Origin of the sequence: Acaryochloris sp. 'Moss Beach' (assembly GCF_021497025.1) — a bacterium.
GTDB lineage: Bacteria > Cyanobacteriota > Cyanobacteriia > Thermosynechococcales > Thermosynechococcaceae > Acaryochloris > Acaryochloris marina_A.
The window spans coordinates 3,803,370-3,817,999 of record NZ_CP071717.1 but is presented as its reverse complement, the minus strand read 5'-3'; the positions used below and the strand labels follow the sequence as shown (position 1 = coordinate 3,817,999).

Below are 14,630 nucleotides of genomic sequence, written 5' to 3'. Positions count from 1 at the left end.
ACACAATATGGCTGGCAATCACAACTCAAATCCCCTGCCCAAAAACCTTTTAGGTACTTCTTCTCAAGTTGATAGTAATGCAGGGGTGATCGGGCTTTCAGGTACAGGGACGCCTTCTACACCACAATCACAGTCCACAACCCAACCTCAAGCCTTAATGGCTAGTTCCTCTACAGTCCCCAGTGCGACTGCAGCTCCCGCAATGCCTCAAATGGCCATGGCCTCAGCGAATCATGGTGCCCCGCATTCAGGTATGGCCATGGCTTCAGGATCTGGCCATGGTGCTCATCCCCATGATCCAGGCAAGCAAACGACTCATAGCGCCTTACTAGATTTGGTGCCGCATTCTCAAGCCACCCACATTGCTGTTAACAATGGGGCTTGGTCTGATCCTGCCACCTGGCAAGGGCTCCAAGTTCCAACCGATGGTGCCCATGTTTTGATTAAAGAAGGCATCTCAGTTACCTACAACAGTGTGAGTGATGCTCGCCTAGAGACCTTGCGGGTCGATGGGGCTTTGAAATTTGCCCATAATATAGATACCAAAATGTTGGTGGATACCTTTGTGGTTGCACCGTCTGGTGAGCTGATGATTGGCTCAGAAAGTAATCCAGTTCAAGCCGGCGTTAAGACTCAAATTATCTTCACTGCAGATGGTGCTATCAATCAGTCATGGGATTCAAGCCTGCTGAGTCGAGGACTGATCAGTCATGGTAAAGCTCGGATCTATGGTGCTGATAAGACTGACTTCTTGGCACTTCAAGGTGAAGCGAGTGCAGGAGCTAATGTTCTTGTGCTCAAGAGTGCGCCGAAAGGCTGGCAGATTGGCGATCAGATTGTGTTAGGGGGCACTAATTATCGCTATGGCCAGTCGGATGCAGATAATTCTCGGTTTCAGGATGAAGAACTAACCATTACTCGTATTGATGGGAATCGAGTTTATTTCACCAATAACGACATCACGACTGGCGATAACACCGTGCTTCGGTTTGATCACCAGTTTCCTGATATTGCTGAACAGGGGCAGCTCAAACTTTATGTTGCCAACACAACTCGGAATGTTACGTTCGAGACTGAGAATGCGGCTACCGTGCCTACCCAGCAACGAGCCCACGTTATGTTTATGCATAATCCTGACGTTGTGGTTTCCAATGCTGGTTTCTATAACTTAGGTCGTTCGGATAAAAGCAAAATTGTTGATGATCCAGGGACGAATGTCGATGGTTCATCGGGGGGGGGAAATAATCGTCGTGGACGATATGGACTGCACTTTCATCGAACAGGTGCAGAAGATATCAACGGTCTTCCTGCCATCGCTCGTGGCAATGCTGTTGTCGGCACCCCAGGCTGGGGAATTGTCCACCATGATAGCCATGCAGTGCTTGAAGACAATGTGGTGTTTGATGTCGTGGGTGCTGGTATTGTTGCCGAATCTGGCAATGAAATTGGAGCCTGGCGCAATAATCTCACCATCAAAACCACTGGAGTGGACTGGAATAATATCAGTCAAACTAAAAAGACACGGGACCGACTCTTTGATCTTGGGTTTAGGGGGGAAGGCTATTGGGTTCAAGGCGCGGCCCAAGTTGCCATGACCGGCAATATTGCAATTAGTGCTAATGATGCTGGGATTTCAGTCTTTGGTGACACTCTTCATCCCCAAACAGATTTTCGGGATAAAGGCACCATCTCTGTAGATTTGTTGCCTCCGGCGATTCGCGCGTTAGTTGCCCCAACGGGACAAACTGAAGTTGATGTCACTGATATTCCTCTGCGACAACTGACCGGATTTCAGAGCTATAACACCCGAGATGGCATTAATCTATGGGCTCATAAAACTAATTTTGATGGACAGCTCTCTTTAGATAGTCCGACCCCTCGAACCGCTCATAATTTACGCTCAATCATTGATGACTTTAAAGTGTGGGGCGTTCGGGGCACGGGGGTGAAAGTCCAATACAGCTCCTACACGGATATCAAAAATGGCTTGATTATCGGTAATCCTGATCAACCTCGCGGTAGAGGGATTTTTGAGAATCATGCCTCTTTTAATATCAACTTCAATCAGCTGCGGGTAAAGGGGTTTAATGAGGGATTCAAAACGGAATTTCTCAATCATGATCAGGACTTTATTGCTTCTTCCCTCAACAATAGCTATTTCAGCCAGAATAAGTACAACATCTCAGCTATTGGTGGAGCGCCCCTGGATAATGGTAAGCGCCCAGATGATTTTTCCAAAAATCTGAAAATAAACAATACGCGTTTTATTGATGCAGGTAATAATGCTTTGCCTGTGGCTCTATTTAATAGCAAGAAGATGGGTGGTTTGGCAGTATCGTTTGATGCCGGTACATCCTACGATACTGATCCCTTAAAGCCGGACGGCCAGGTACTTACCAGGGACTTAGGGAGTAATGCGATTGCAGCCTATGGTTGGGATTTCAATAATGATGGCAAAATCGATAAATTTGGTCGGCAAGTCAGCCATCATTTTGGCCAGGCTGGCACTCAAGACGTTACCCTGACGGTTTGGGACAACCAAGGGGCAACCCAAACCCTAACGAAGTCCTTCAATGTTCAGGGGGCTAACTACCTAAACCCTTTTACAAATAATGATTTCAGTTCTGGAGCTGCTTTCGGTGCTGCTTATAGAGGGAATAGTTCTGGTGCTGGTTTAGGCTGGTTAGCGACGAATGGGATTCGACGCGATGCCTCGATTGGTAATGGTGCAGCGGTGCTATCAACTCCCAACCACTATGGAACAGGCCTCGCTCAAGTGGTCTATGACCAACGCATCCGTCGAGGTAAGCAGACCCTAGGACTCAGGCTCAAGAATACCGAAGGAGCAGGGAAACTCAACAATGATATTGACATTACCCTCTGGGGGGTTAACGGTCAGTTTGAAAATAATCTTTATCTAACCTCAGGACCGCAACAAGTGGGGACTTTGCCCATGCAACGGGTCAAGCTGGCAGATGTCACCCTCGGTGGTACTACTTTTGATTGGCAATCGCTTCGCTGGAATGTTGATCTCAAGCAGGGGTATGACTTTCTACTGTTCCAAGTTAATACCCGAGGGACGAAAGATCAGGGAGACTTTGTCGGGATAGATGATGTGAGGGTGTTTGGTAACGGCATATCAACACCAACGTCCTCTCCCATTCCCAGTGGAGATAACCGCTTTTTCCTTGAAGGGACGGATGCCAATAATGTGATGCGTGGCAGCGATCGCAACCAGTATCTAGAAGGACGGGGTGGTAATGACACGCTCAGTGGGGCCGGTGGCGATGATAGCCTCAATGGTGGAATTGGCGATGATAACTTGCAGGGTGATGCCGGTATCGATGATCTGTATGGGGGAGAGGGCAACGACTTGCTCGACGGCGGCACTGACGATGACAAGCTCAATGGCGGCAAAGATAATGACACTCTCCGAGGACGAGATGGCAATGACAATCTCTATGGAGATATGGGGCTTGACATCTTGTACGGTGGCAATGGCGATGACAGCCTCAATGGTGGAGCAGGGAATGATACGCTCTGGGGAAATGCAGGGAATGACAGATTGTATGGTTCAGAGGGAGATGATCTCCTAGAAGGAGCCATAGGGGAAGATAACCTAAATGGCGGAGCAGGTAACGATACCCTCAATGGTGGAGCAGGTAACGATACCCTCTATGGAGATGTTGGCCAAGATTGGCTGCTCGGTGGCGACGGTAACGACACCCTCAATGGTGCCGCAGGAGATGATGAGCTGCGAGGAGAAGGGGGGAACGATAATCTCTATGGAGATGTTGGCAATGATACCCTGTATGGCGGTTCCGGGAGTGACACCCTGAATGGGGGCAATGATACTGACTCGTTGATGGGGGGAGATGGCAATGATCGCCTCAATGGTGGTGATGGCCAAGATCAACTCTTTGGTAATAGCGGTGACGATAATTTATTCGGTGGGCTGGGTAATGATCAACTGCTCGGTTCCTGGGGCAATGATACGCTTTACGGCGCTTTAGGGAATGACACTCTCGAAGGCGACCAGGGTGAGGATAATCTATATGGTAATGACGGAGATGACCTGATTCGAGGAGGAATAGATCGAGACCGCCTCCATGGTGAGGCTGGGAATGATGCTCTTTGGGGAGGCAGTGGGGATGACTACCTGGGTGGTGGCCTCGGCAATGATAGCCATTGGGGTGAAGATGGCAATGATCAAATTTGGGGGGCTGCTGGTAACGATCTTATCTATGGTGGAAAGGGGAAAGATTCCCTTGGCGGTGGCGCTGGGAGTGATTCCATCCATGGTGGAGATGGCAATGATCTGCTCTCGTCCCAAGACGGGAATGACTGGCTAGCCGGTGATGCTGGCAACGATACTCTCTATGGTGAGGGCGGCCAAGATACCCTGATTGGAGGCCGAGGCAATGATTCAGTTTATGGGGGTAATGGGAATGACTGGTTGATGGGTGTCGATGCCACGACAGCCCAAGCAGGTCGAGGCGAGCAGGACATCCTCATGGATTGGACTGGCGTTAATACCTTTGTGTTGGGAGATGCCAATCAGGCGTTCTATAACGATGGTCAAAATAATACCTTAGGCGCTGGAGATTACGCTCTGGTAAAAGGGTTCAATCAATCCCGTGGAGATAAAATTCAGCTTCACGGACAAGCCACTGACTATCTATTAGGTGCAGCTCCTGCAGGAATGCAATCCGGAACAGCCATTTTCTTAAATACCTCTGGGACGACTGATGAACTAGTTGCTGTTGTGGCCTATAACAATAGCTTGACCTTAAACAGCAGTGCCTTCACCTTTGTCTAGAGCCTCTAAAGAACCTTAAGTCTTCCTGGGCGGTACTAAGAGGAAGGATAATTCTGGGGCAATGACTTGTTCTCGATGACGCCTTCCGCTTGGTTGACTAGGGATCGCAACTCCGATATTGTCTCCTGCTCCGCCTGCTGCCAAAGCCCTCGTTGATGGGCTTCCAGCAGGCGCTCTGCCATATCTCGCAAAGCCCAGGGATTTTTATCTTGAATAAATTCTTGCACTTGGGGATTAAATAGGTAGGACGTCGCCACCCCTTGATACATATGGTCGGCCACACAATGGGTAGTGGCATCGTAGGCAAAGAGGTAATCCACCGTTGCCGTCATTTCAAATGCGCCTTTATAACCGTGGCGCATCACCCCAGCAATCCATTTGGGATTGATCACCCGCGACCGATAAACCCGAGCAATCTCTTCCTGGAGTTTTCGAACTTTAGGATTGCTAGGAACTGCATGGTCACCAAAGTAGAGTTCTGGGTTTTGCCCTTGGACGGCCCTCACGGCTGTCGCTAAGCCCCCCTGAAACTGATAATAGTCATCAGAATCCAGCAAATCATGCTCGCGATTATCTTGGTTGTGGAGAACGATCTGCATTTGGCTGAGACGTTGGCTAAAGGCTTCCGGGGCAAATTGCTCAGAGGCATCGGCAGATGAGCTGGAGGATTGAGCCGTATAGGCATAGCTGCTCCAGTTCATATAGGCCCGAGCCAAGTCCTGGTCGTCAGTCCAGTTTTGGGATTCGATCAGACCCTGTAATCCAGCTCCATATGCACCGGGTTTAGACCCAAAGATTCGGTAGCGAGATCGCACGTCTGCTACCTCAGCACTCATCCCTTCATCCAGCCAATATTGCTGCTCTCGCTGCACTTGGGAGATCAGGGGATTGTCGTAATCAGGTTCATCCAAGTTAGCTACGGCATTCACTGCTCGATCGAATAAATCAATCAAATTGGGAAAAGCATCCCGAAAGAACCCTGAAATCCGTAAGGTGACATCCACCCGCGGACGGCCCAGAAGGGAGAGGGGCAGCACTTCAAAATCGATCACCCGCCGTGATAGTCCTTCCCAAACAGGCTGTACACCTAATAGGGCCAGGGCTTGGGCTAAGTCATCTCCACCTGTCCGCATCGTAGCGGTGCCCCACATGGATAGTCCGAGGGTGCGGGGATACTCACCGTGATCTTGGGTGTAGCGCTCTACTAAAACTTCAGCAGCTTTCCGGCCTACATCCCAGGCACTTTCTGTGGGTAAGGCCCGAATATCGACGGAGTAGAAGTTGCGCCCAGTGGGTAAAACATCCGGGCGTCCCCGAGTCGGTGCACCGGACGCTCCGCTGGGAACATATCGTCCATCTAGTCCGCGCAGAAGATGGGTAATTTCCTGATCAGTTTGGTAAAGCCGGGGCAGTAGACTCTCGCGAATCCATGTCAGCTCTGCTTGTAGCTCCTCGGCATGTTGGGAGAGGTCAACGGGGGCTGGGGTTAGAAGCTGTTCGACTAATGCTGCTGCTTCAGTTTCTAAAAGTGCGATCGCATCTCCGATTATGTGTAGCGAATCTGATTTTTTGCCCAAAACGCTTTTTTGGTCAGGGGTGAGGGGTTGGGCTGGATCGGCAGTTAAGGGATCCAATACTAGCTGCCAAGCCTGGGCCAAAGTGCGGGTGAGGCCCTGATGATGAGGACTGGGTTGACGGGCTAATGACACCACTAAATCCCGTAACTGAGTCTGCTCTGGGCAAGACCCAAAAATATGGAGGCCATCGCGAATTTGCGCTTCTTTCAACTCACATAGATAGCCATCGGCTTGGGTGAGTAAGGCTTCTAATTCAGTGGGGTCATCTTGAGAGAGAGCAATTCCCAGATCTTGATCTAACTGTTCAGTTTGAACGAGAGCCAGAATGCGATCGCGGATGATGGGCAGCCGTCTTGGATCTAAACTCTGGGCGTCGTAATACTCATCAATTAAGGCTTCCAGCTTTTGCAATGGCCCATACAGTTCGGCACGGGTGAGGGGTGGCGTCAGGTGATCCAGAATGACGGCCTGGCCTCGACGTTTGGCCTGGGCCCCTTCGCCCGGATCATTAACGATAAAGGGATAGAGATGAGGCAAGGGACCGAGGGCAATTTCGGGATAGCAGGTATTGGACAAGGCAATGCTTTTACCCGGTAGCCATTCCAAGTTGCCATGCTTGCCGACATGAATCACAGCATGGGTTTGGAATTGCTGTCGCAACCAGATATAGAAGGCTAAATACCCATGGGTGGGTTCTAAATCTGGGGCATGGTAGTTCAAGCTCGGATCGAGATCGTAGCCTCGGGCGGGCTGGATGCCGATAAACACGTTGTTGAGCTGGATGCCAGCAATGGCAAAGAATTCACCGGAGGCAGCTTGGCTGGGAGCCCCCCAGCGATCGCACATCTGTTGCTGCACCGCTAAAGGAAGTTGAGTGAATACTGCTTCATAATCTGCCAAGGAAAGCTGTTGATAGACCTCCCGCAGGGGCCAGCCTTCTGGATCATTGGTCACCCCAGTGGTGAGCCACTCAATCAGCTGATCGCCGTCAGTCGGGAGTCCTTCTAAGGTATAGCCAGCCGTCTGTAGGGCTGCCAAAATAGCAATACAGCTGGCGGGGGTATCCAATCCTACGCCATTGGCAAGGCGACCATCTCGGGTGGGATAATTGGCCAAAATTAAGGCAATGTGTCGGTCAGATGGATCACAGTGCCTCAGCTTCACCCAGTTTGCCGCCAATGCTGCCACAAATTGGATCCGATCCTCTACCGGCTGATAGCTGACCACATCGGTTTCAAGTTGGGAGTTGTAGGTCTGGACTGCCTTAAAGGAGACAGCCCGACTGATAATCCGGCCATCTACTTCTGGCAAGGCTACGTTCATGGCCATATCCCGAGGGGCTAAGCCCTGGAGTTGCGTTTGCCAGCGCTCGACGGTTCCCCCGCTGCAAATCACCTGGAGGACAGGAACATCCAACTGTTCCCACAATTCTAAATTCAGGGTTTCTGCGGCCAGTTTAGCCAGGGAAAAGCTAGTGGTATTCAGCAGGAGACTAATACCGGGTCGATCGGGTGGGTTGAGCAATTCCACCAGTTCGGCCTGCACGGCTGGATCCTGGAGGGATTGGACAAAAATCGGAACAGGGGTGAGATTGTGCTGGGTTAAGGCTTGGGATAGGGATGCGATCGCATCCACGTTACCGGCTAAATAGTGGGCCCGATAAAAGAGCAGGCCCACCCGAGGCTGAGACTCAAGACATGGTGCGGGCAGACGGATCGGGAAAAGACCAATTCGGGGGACAGGTTGAGGGGGTAAGGGGTCCAGTCCTAAGTCGAAATGATGACGGGCAATAAACTGTAATCCTTGGCCACAATTATCAATTCCCCCTTCCGTGAAGTATTGCCAAAGCTGATGGACGGCTGATAGGCCAACATTTGAGTGGCTGATCAAATCAGGATCGGGGCGATCGTCTCCCGGTAAGACGTATAGATGGGCACCCGTTTCCGCGACGGTTTCTTTAACCCGTTCCAACCCATAGGACCAATAAGCTCGTCCTCCCAGCAGTCGGACAATGATCACCTTGGCCTGGCTTAAAACCGACTCCACATAGTGATCGATACTGAGCTGCTGTTGGAGCTGCAATAAGTTGGCGACCCGAATAGCAGGAGCTTGATCGGGTAATCGAGCTTGAGCCTGGGCCAACACCTGAATATCCGTATCCGCTGCAGTGAGCACCACAATGGGCGCTGGGGTTTGCTCAACAAAGATGACCCCATCCGTTGAACCTGCCTCCCACCCCCCAGGCATTGCGGCCAGACGATGCATAACGTTTCTCCTTCCATCAATGAACTTTGACTCTGATTCGTAAACTTGATGACGAAGGACTCTACGCAAATATTGCGAATAATTGAAAGCCTTAAAGAAATCAGTTGAACTTCCTCAATCTAGGCTAGTTCACGATAGAAACAGATTAGTCATGGCATTAAACCGTCATGATCTTATCTCTACTCGGTAGATTTAGGTTGGTGAATGTCGATAGCCGCTTTAAGTCGTTCATGTCATAGAAAAGGTATCCACTGATTTGAAGAGCCATCAGGCTTCTCTGGGGGAAGCTGGATACAAGTGCAGGAGACTGGATAATGCCTGTTTCAGCACCCGAAATATTTGAGCATACATTGCCGCAGCACGTCTATCCGCAACTGGGCTCGTCTCTAGTCGATATGGTGCGGTCCATTCCTGGTGTTGCCAAACTCCTCACCAGTATTGATGTCGGAGTGCTTGTTCCGGAGACCCAACGGTTTACTGTTCTCACCTCAAAGAGCTTTAGTGCCTTGGTCTATGAAGCGGGGGAGACTCAACTCAAACTGACCTTTGAACCCCTAGCCATTACGACATTCCTGCAGCGCCTCTACCAGCGTTGTCCAGTAGATACCCCGCTCCAACAGCGTATTACTGAAGTGATAGAGCGTCAGTCTCGCAAAAATAATGATGCCAAACTTCAGGGACAATTTACGCTGCTTTCCCTCGCGGCGATGTCTCCAGGCCCTAGGTCTGATGCAGTTCCCTTATCCCATGAGGTTACCCTCCATCAACCCGCCATTCAGGAACGCCTCTGCCACCAAATCATCTCTCAACTGAGCCAAGGTGTAGAATTATCGCCTCTCTTGGCAATGGTGGTGAGAGAGACCCGTCATCTTCTCCAGGCAGATCGCCTCCTAATTTATCAACTGCCACCGACTGACCTCTCCGGTACAGAGCCTCATCAACAGGTTCCTGCTCAATCAGGCTCAGTTATCCATGAAGCCTTGGCCTCTTCTGAGCTACGCTCCGTGTTGTCTGATCAGGAACAGCTATGGGGTATTGCTTCCCCTGAGTCTTTGCTCAAATATCAGCAGGGTTATACCTTAGCGATACATGATGTTCTGCAAAATGATGCTGTCTCTGAGAGCTTAGCTACTGTTCTAGACTCTATTCAAGTCAGAGCATTGTTAGTTACCCCGATCTTGGTCAAATCTGGACTCTGGGGATTGTGCATTGCTCACCAATGTCTGCAGCCTCGGCAATGGCATGCTCAGGAACAAGATTTACTCAAGCGCATTGCTGCCCATATATCGATTGCCATCCATCAGGCTGCTTTGCATGATCAAGTTCAGCAACATAAGAAAACCTTAGACGAGCAGGTGGAACACCGCACCCAAGAACTCCAGGCCGCACTGCTCGCAGCCCAATCTTCCAATCAGGCCAAAACTGACTTCCTGGCGACCATGAACCATGAGTTACGCACGCCGCTAACCTGTGTAATTGGGATGTCAGCCACCCTGCTGCGCTGGTCTTTAGGGCCATTGACGGATAAACAACGGAGTTGCTTGCAAACGATTCATGACAGCGGTGAACATCTGCTGGAGCTGATCAATGACATCCTTGACTTCTCCCATGTGCAATCAGGTAAAGCCACTCTCAACATCAGTGATTTTTCCCTCACCACCCTGATTCAACAGCTCTTGCAAGTCATGCGAGATAAGGCGGATGCCCATCAAGTGCAGCTCAAAGCTAATTTGAAGATTCCCCCAGAGCGGGATCGATTTATTGCTGACTTGCGTCGAGTCCAGCAGATCCTGATCAGTCTGATTGATAACGCCATTAAATTTACGCCGATGGGGGGGAAGGTGAAGTTGCGCGTATGGGTAGAAACCAATACCGTTGTGTTTCAGGTAGAAGACACGGGCATTGGTATTTCTCCCAGTCAGCTTCCTCATCTGTTTGAAAAGTTTCAGCAGTTAGATGCGTCCTATCATCGCACCTATGAAGGGGCTGGATTGGGACTGGCCTTAGCCCAGCAATGTGTGACCCTGCATCAAGGCTGGATTGATGTGAGTTCAGAGGAGGGGCAAGGGTCGATCTTTACGGTGCAGTTACCGAATCAATCGGCATTATTTCAGCAAGAAGCCTCTTCCCAACCCTTATCAGCAGGACGCATTGTGCTGATAGAAGGCCATGAAGAGGATGCGACGCTGCTGTGCGATATGTTGACGGCAGCGAACTATCAGGTGATTTGGATGGTTGAAGCCTCAGCTGCCATTGACCAAATCCGCTTGTTACAGCCGATTGCCGTCATTGTGGATGCCCAGTTACCAGCTCAAGGCTGTCTGAGTTTAATTCGTCGCTTGAGGGAGCTGCCTGGCACGGATAAGACCAAAATCATCGTCCTGACCCAGGAAGGGATTTCCAAAGATCATCAGCGGTATTTGAGTCTGGGTGCAGATGCTTATTTACTTAAGTCTCTGCAACCAGAGGATCTATTGCGCAAAGTGAACGTTTTATTGAAGTCAGCATCCGTGCTTTAGTTGCTCTAGTAGAGAAGCCATAACAACTCACTACTCCAGGTCTTGAGTCGCTTCCTCCGCATAAAGATTTGCCATCAGGGATTTTAAGCGCATCCGAGGAATATAAGGCCATCCTCCCTTGGCTTCTATTTCCCGGAGCAACTTATGTAGCGCTTGTCGATTGGTGGGTAAGGTCTTGATAAATAAGTCTTCCCTAATGCGTTGATGCATCGCTTCTAGCAAGCGCAGCAACTGTAGTAACTCAGCAGAATCTCCTTCGGATTGCTGGGCCTGCGCATAAACGATGCGTTGTATCTCGTCTAAGGAATCACTCGATTGAGTTGTGGTTTCACCACTAGCCATGTTCTAACGTGTCATTGTACTGAATAGCACTATTATCGGCCCTTGTGGACAGGCTTGACGAAACACAGTAAAAATAGCTAGATTCTCTATTCCCATTCGATGGTGCCAGGGGGTTTGGAGGTGATATCGTAGGCGACTCGATTCACACCCTTCACCTCATTGACAATGCGGTTGGAAATCGTTTCTAGGAGTTCGTAGGGGGCACGAGACCAGTCTGCGGTCATGCCATCTTCACTGGAGACAAACCGCAGCACGACTGGGTAGGCATAGGTGCGCTGATCCCCCATTACCCCGACGCTACGGACGGGCAATAAAACCGCAAAGGCTTGCCAAAATTCACTATAGTTTCCAGACCGATTGACTTCTTGGCGCACAATTAAATCAGCATCCCGGAGAATATTGAGACGCTCTGCTGTGACTTCCCCAATAATTCGAATGGCTAAGCCGGGGCCAGGAAACGGATGGCGATTGACAATCTCTTCCGGTAACCCCAGGGAGCGGCCTACCTTACGAACTTCGTCTTTAAATAGCTTCCGCAGAGGCTCGACCAACTTAAATCGCAGATCTTTCGGTAGCCCACCGACGTTGTGATGACTCTTAATTTTGACGGCCACTCGTTCGCCTGTAGCTGGGTCTACATTGGTATCTGCAGATTCAATCACATCAGGATAGAGGGTGCCCTGGGCCAGATAGTCGAAGGGTCCTAGACGCCTTGATTCTTCTTCAAAGACTTGGATGAATTCGTGGCCAATCCGTTTGCGTTTTACCTCAGGATCGGTGATGTCATTGAGCCGTTCTAAAAACCGTTCGCGAGCCATCACATATTCCACAGGGATATGAAATTGATCGCGGAATAGCTTCACTAGCCGTTCAGGTTCAAGCTTGCGCATAAACCCTTGGTCAATAAACATGCAGGTTAAATTATCGCCAATTGCCTTATGGAGAAGAAAGGCTAGGGTTGAAGAGTCGACGCCACCGGAGAGGGCAAGTAATACTTTCTTATCCCCAACTTTGGCCCGAACTTCGCGAATGGCTTCTTCCACAAAGGCTTCTGTGGTCCAAGTCGGTTCACATTCACAAATGTGATAGACAAAGTTACAAATGAGGGCCTGTCCCCCTTGAGAGTGCACCACCTCTGGATGGAACTGCACACCGTAGAGCTGGCGGTCATGGTTGGCAACGGCAGCTTGGGGGGTGTTGGTGGTGTGAGCTAGGACCTTAAACCCTTCCGGTAGAGCAGTCACGGAATCTCCATGACTCATCCACATGATGGTTTGATCGTCGACGTTGGTCAGCAAGTCCGTGGGGTCATCAATAACCAGGGAGGCTTTTCCATATTCGGCTGCATCGGAGGCTTCTACCTGGCCACCGAGCTGTTGCACCATCAGCTGCATGCCATAGCAAACCCCTAAAACGGGAATACCCAGGTTCCAAATCTCAGGATCACAAGCAGGGGCATGCTGGGCATAGACAGAATTAGGACCACCAGACAGGATAATGCCCTTGGGATTAAGCTGTTGCAACTGCTCAATGGATGTGCGATAAGACAATACTTCTGAGTAGACTTGAGTCTCTCGAATGCGACGAGCGATCAGTTCAGAGTACTGGGAGCCAAAATCAAGAATGACAATCATTTGCCGATCGACGGGGGTCTGGGCAAAGGTGGAGTCCTCGGGATGAGCAGAAAGAGGTTGCTGGGTCTGAGAAGGCACGGAAGATATCCCTTTGAATGATGAGGGGGCAGGGTTTGGATAGAACAGTTAAACCAAAAAAATTAGAAAACCCTAGAACCCGAAGTATGGATAACTAGCGATGGAAGAGTATATGTGGAGGCTATTAAAAAATAGGTATAAATATTCTTACAAGTTTAAGTCAATCTGGGGGGTTGCTGACAAAACGCTTCAGTAAAGAGGTACCGAAAGCACTGACCGCAAACAGTTGGCGGCTACGGTTAAAGAGTGCAGAACCCACCTGGACGGTACGATCACAATGGGTATGGATGTAGGTTTGCGATCGCACATCGATTCCCTGCGTAATCGCCCCATAGACTGCCTCTACCCAACGACTCTGGGTTTGATGATCTAAGTTCATTAAGAATTGCAGCGCTGCCTCGGCGGTGGGACTAGAAAATAAGGATTGAATTTGGGGAGAGGGGAGTCCTAAATTGGCGGCATGGGCCGTCAGAATCTCCAAGCGAGCATCGGCCAAATGGTGGTGAGTCTGAAAAATCCCTCCCGCCAGCTTTAGCAGCTTGCCGTGATACCCCAGTAATAGAACAGAAGAGACGCCTTGCAGCCCAGCTTCCACTAACAGTGGTCCCAACCAGTTAGCAGTTTTGATCTGGACTTCAGGAGGAATTCCTAAGGTGCGGGCAATATCTAGGCCATTCTCACCCACACAAAACACCAGACTGTTCTGATCCATCGCTTTCTGTTGGAGCTCGATCCGAAATTGCTCCAGCTGCTGGGGGGCACTCAAGGGCTGAGAGATACCTGACGTTCCCAAAAGAGACAATCCTTCAACCACCCCAAATGCTTCATTTGAGGTGCGTTTAGCTAAGGCCCGTCCCTCGGGCAGGATGAGGGTGACCCGAATTCGATCCCCCGGCTGCAGATGTTGTCCTAAGTTTCTGTGCAGGAGCTGTTGGGCATAGCTGTAAATGGCCGCTTGATCGCCTTGGTTTTGGTTAATGCCAATGCCTTCTCCCCCGATGAGAACAATCGATTCAGCTTGGTCCGATGGGGCCCATTCCACCAGGGCCCAAATCGGGGTATATCGAGTTAAATCTAAATTGTCGCCGGGATCGCTACGGGTAATGGCTAGGGCTTGATCAGGTCCTAATCTTGAGACCTGTTCAATGGGGATCTCTACGGATTGCTGAGGATTGACTAAGTCCAGGGTTACCTGGGATCGCGAGGTGGAGTCGTAGAGGTGATGCAAAGCTGCGATCGCAGCAGCGCAAGCAAAGACGGGTAAAGTATAGCCAGAACGGGGGGGAGGAGTTGTCATGAAGAAATGCTCCATTTGTCAGAGCATTCAGAACAGTAATGTTTTATCCTTTAAAACTGTGGACTTTTGACAGGCCGGAGTCAATCAAGATCCCACGTC

Annotated in this window: 6 protein-coding genes; 2 read left to right on the top strand and 4 right to left on the bottom strand. The window is 50.2% G+C overall.

Going from position 1 to position 14,630, the window contains the following annotated elements:
- The first annotated feature begins 7 nt into the window (after positions 1-7).
- The gene (locus HRE53_RS18010; RefSeq protein WP_304518394.1) at positions 8-4,819 is read left to right on the top strand and encodes a G8 domain-containing protein; all 4,812 of its coding nucleotides are present in this window, start codon (positions 8-10) and stop codon (positions 4,817-4,819) included.
- Between the two features lie 35 nt (positions 4,820-4,854).
- On the opposite strand, the gene cobN is transcribed toward HRE53_RS18010, so the two are convergent.
- Positions 4,855-8,661 carry a cobaltochelatase subunit CobN gene (gene cobN, locus HRE53_RS18005; protein ID WP_235107432.1) on the bottom strand — a complete coding sequence of 1,269 codons (3,807 nt, stop codon included), beginning with the start codon at positions 8,659-8,661 and terminating at the stop codon, positions 4,855-4,857.
- A 314-nt stretch (positions 8,662-8,975) separates the two neighbouring features.
- Between cobN and HRE53_RS18000 the strand changes: the two genes are divergently transcribed.
- Positions 8,976-11,180, top strand: a complete 2,205-nt coding sequence (locus tag HRE53_RS18000) for an ATP-binding protein (RefSeq protein WP_235107431.1) — start codon at positions 8,976-8,978, stop codon at positions 11,178-11,180.
- Between the two features lie 30 nt (positions 11,181-11,210).
- Here the strand turns inward: HRE53_RS18000 and HRE53_RS17995 are convergent, their stop codons facing one another.
- The 3 genes from HRE53_RS17995 to cbiD form a co-directional block, all read right to left on the bottom strand.
- A complete protein-coding gene (locus HRE53_RS17995) occupies positions 11,211-11,522 on the bottom strand; it encodes a hypothetical protein (protein ID WP_212664652.1) in 312 nt (103 codons plus the stop codon).
- 86 nt (positions 11,523-11,608) lie between these two features.
- Complete coding sequence (gene guaA / locus HRE53_RS17990; RefSeq protein WP_396133388.1) at positions 11,609-13,234, bottom strand: glutamine-hydrolyzing GMP synthase; 1,626 nt, start codon at positions 13,232-13,234, stop codon at positions 11,609-11,611.
- 160 nt (positions 13,235-13,394) lie between these two features.
- Positions 13,395-14,531: a cobalt-precorrin-5B (C(1))-methyltransferase CbiD gene (cbiD, locus tag HRE53_RS17985; RefSeq protein ID WP_235107430.1), complete on the bottom strand. Its 1,137-nt coding sequence runs from the start codon at positions 14,529-14,531 to the stop codon at positions 13,395-13,397.
- Positions 14,532-14,630 lie beyond the last annotated feature (99 nt).

What these genes read in the sequence shown, in the direction of transcription:
- HRE53_RS18010 (WP_304518394.1), top strand. Translation starts at nt 8, where the DNA reads ATGGCTGGCAATCACAACTCAAATCCCCTGCCCAAAAACCTTTTAGGT.
- cobN (WP_235107432.1), bottom strand. Translation starts at nt 8,661, where the DNA reads ATGCATCGTCTGGCCGCAATGCCTGGGGGGTGGGAGGCAGGTTCAACG.
- HRE53_RS18000 (WP_235107431.1), top strand. Translation starts at nt 8,976, where the DNA reads ATGCCTGTTTCAGCACCCGAAATATTTGAGCATACATTGCCGCAGCAC.
- HRE53_RS17995 (WP_212664652.1), bottom strand. Translation starts at nt 11,522, where the DNA reads ATGGCTAGTGGTGAAACCACAACTCAATCGAGTGATTCCTTAGACGAG.
- cbiD (WP_235107430.1), bottom strand. Translation starts at nt 14,531, where the DNA reads ATGACAACTCCTCCCCCCCGTTCTGGCTATACTTTACCCGTCTTTGCT.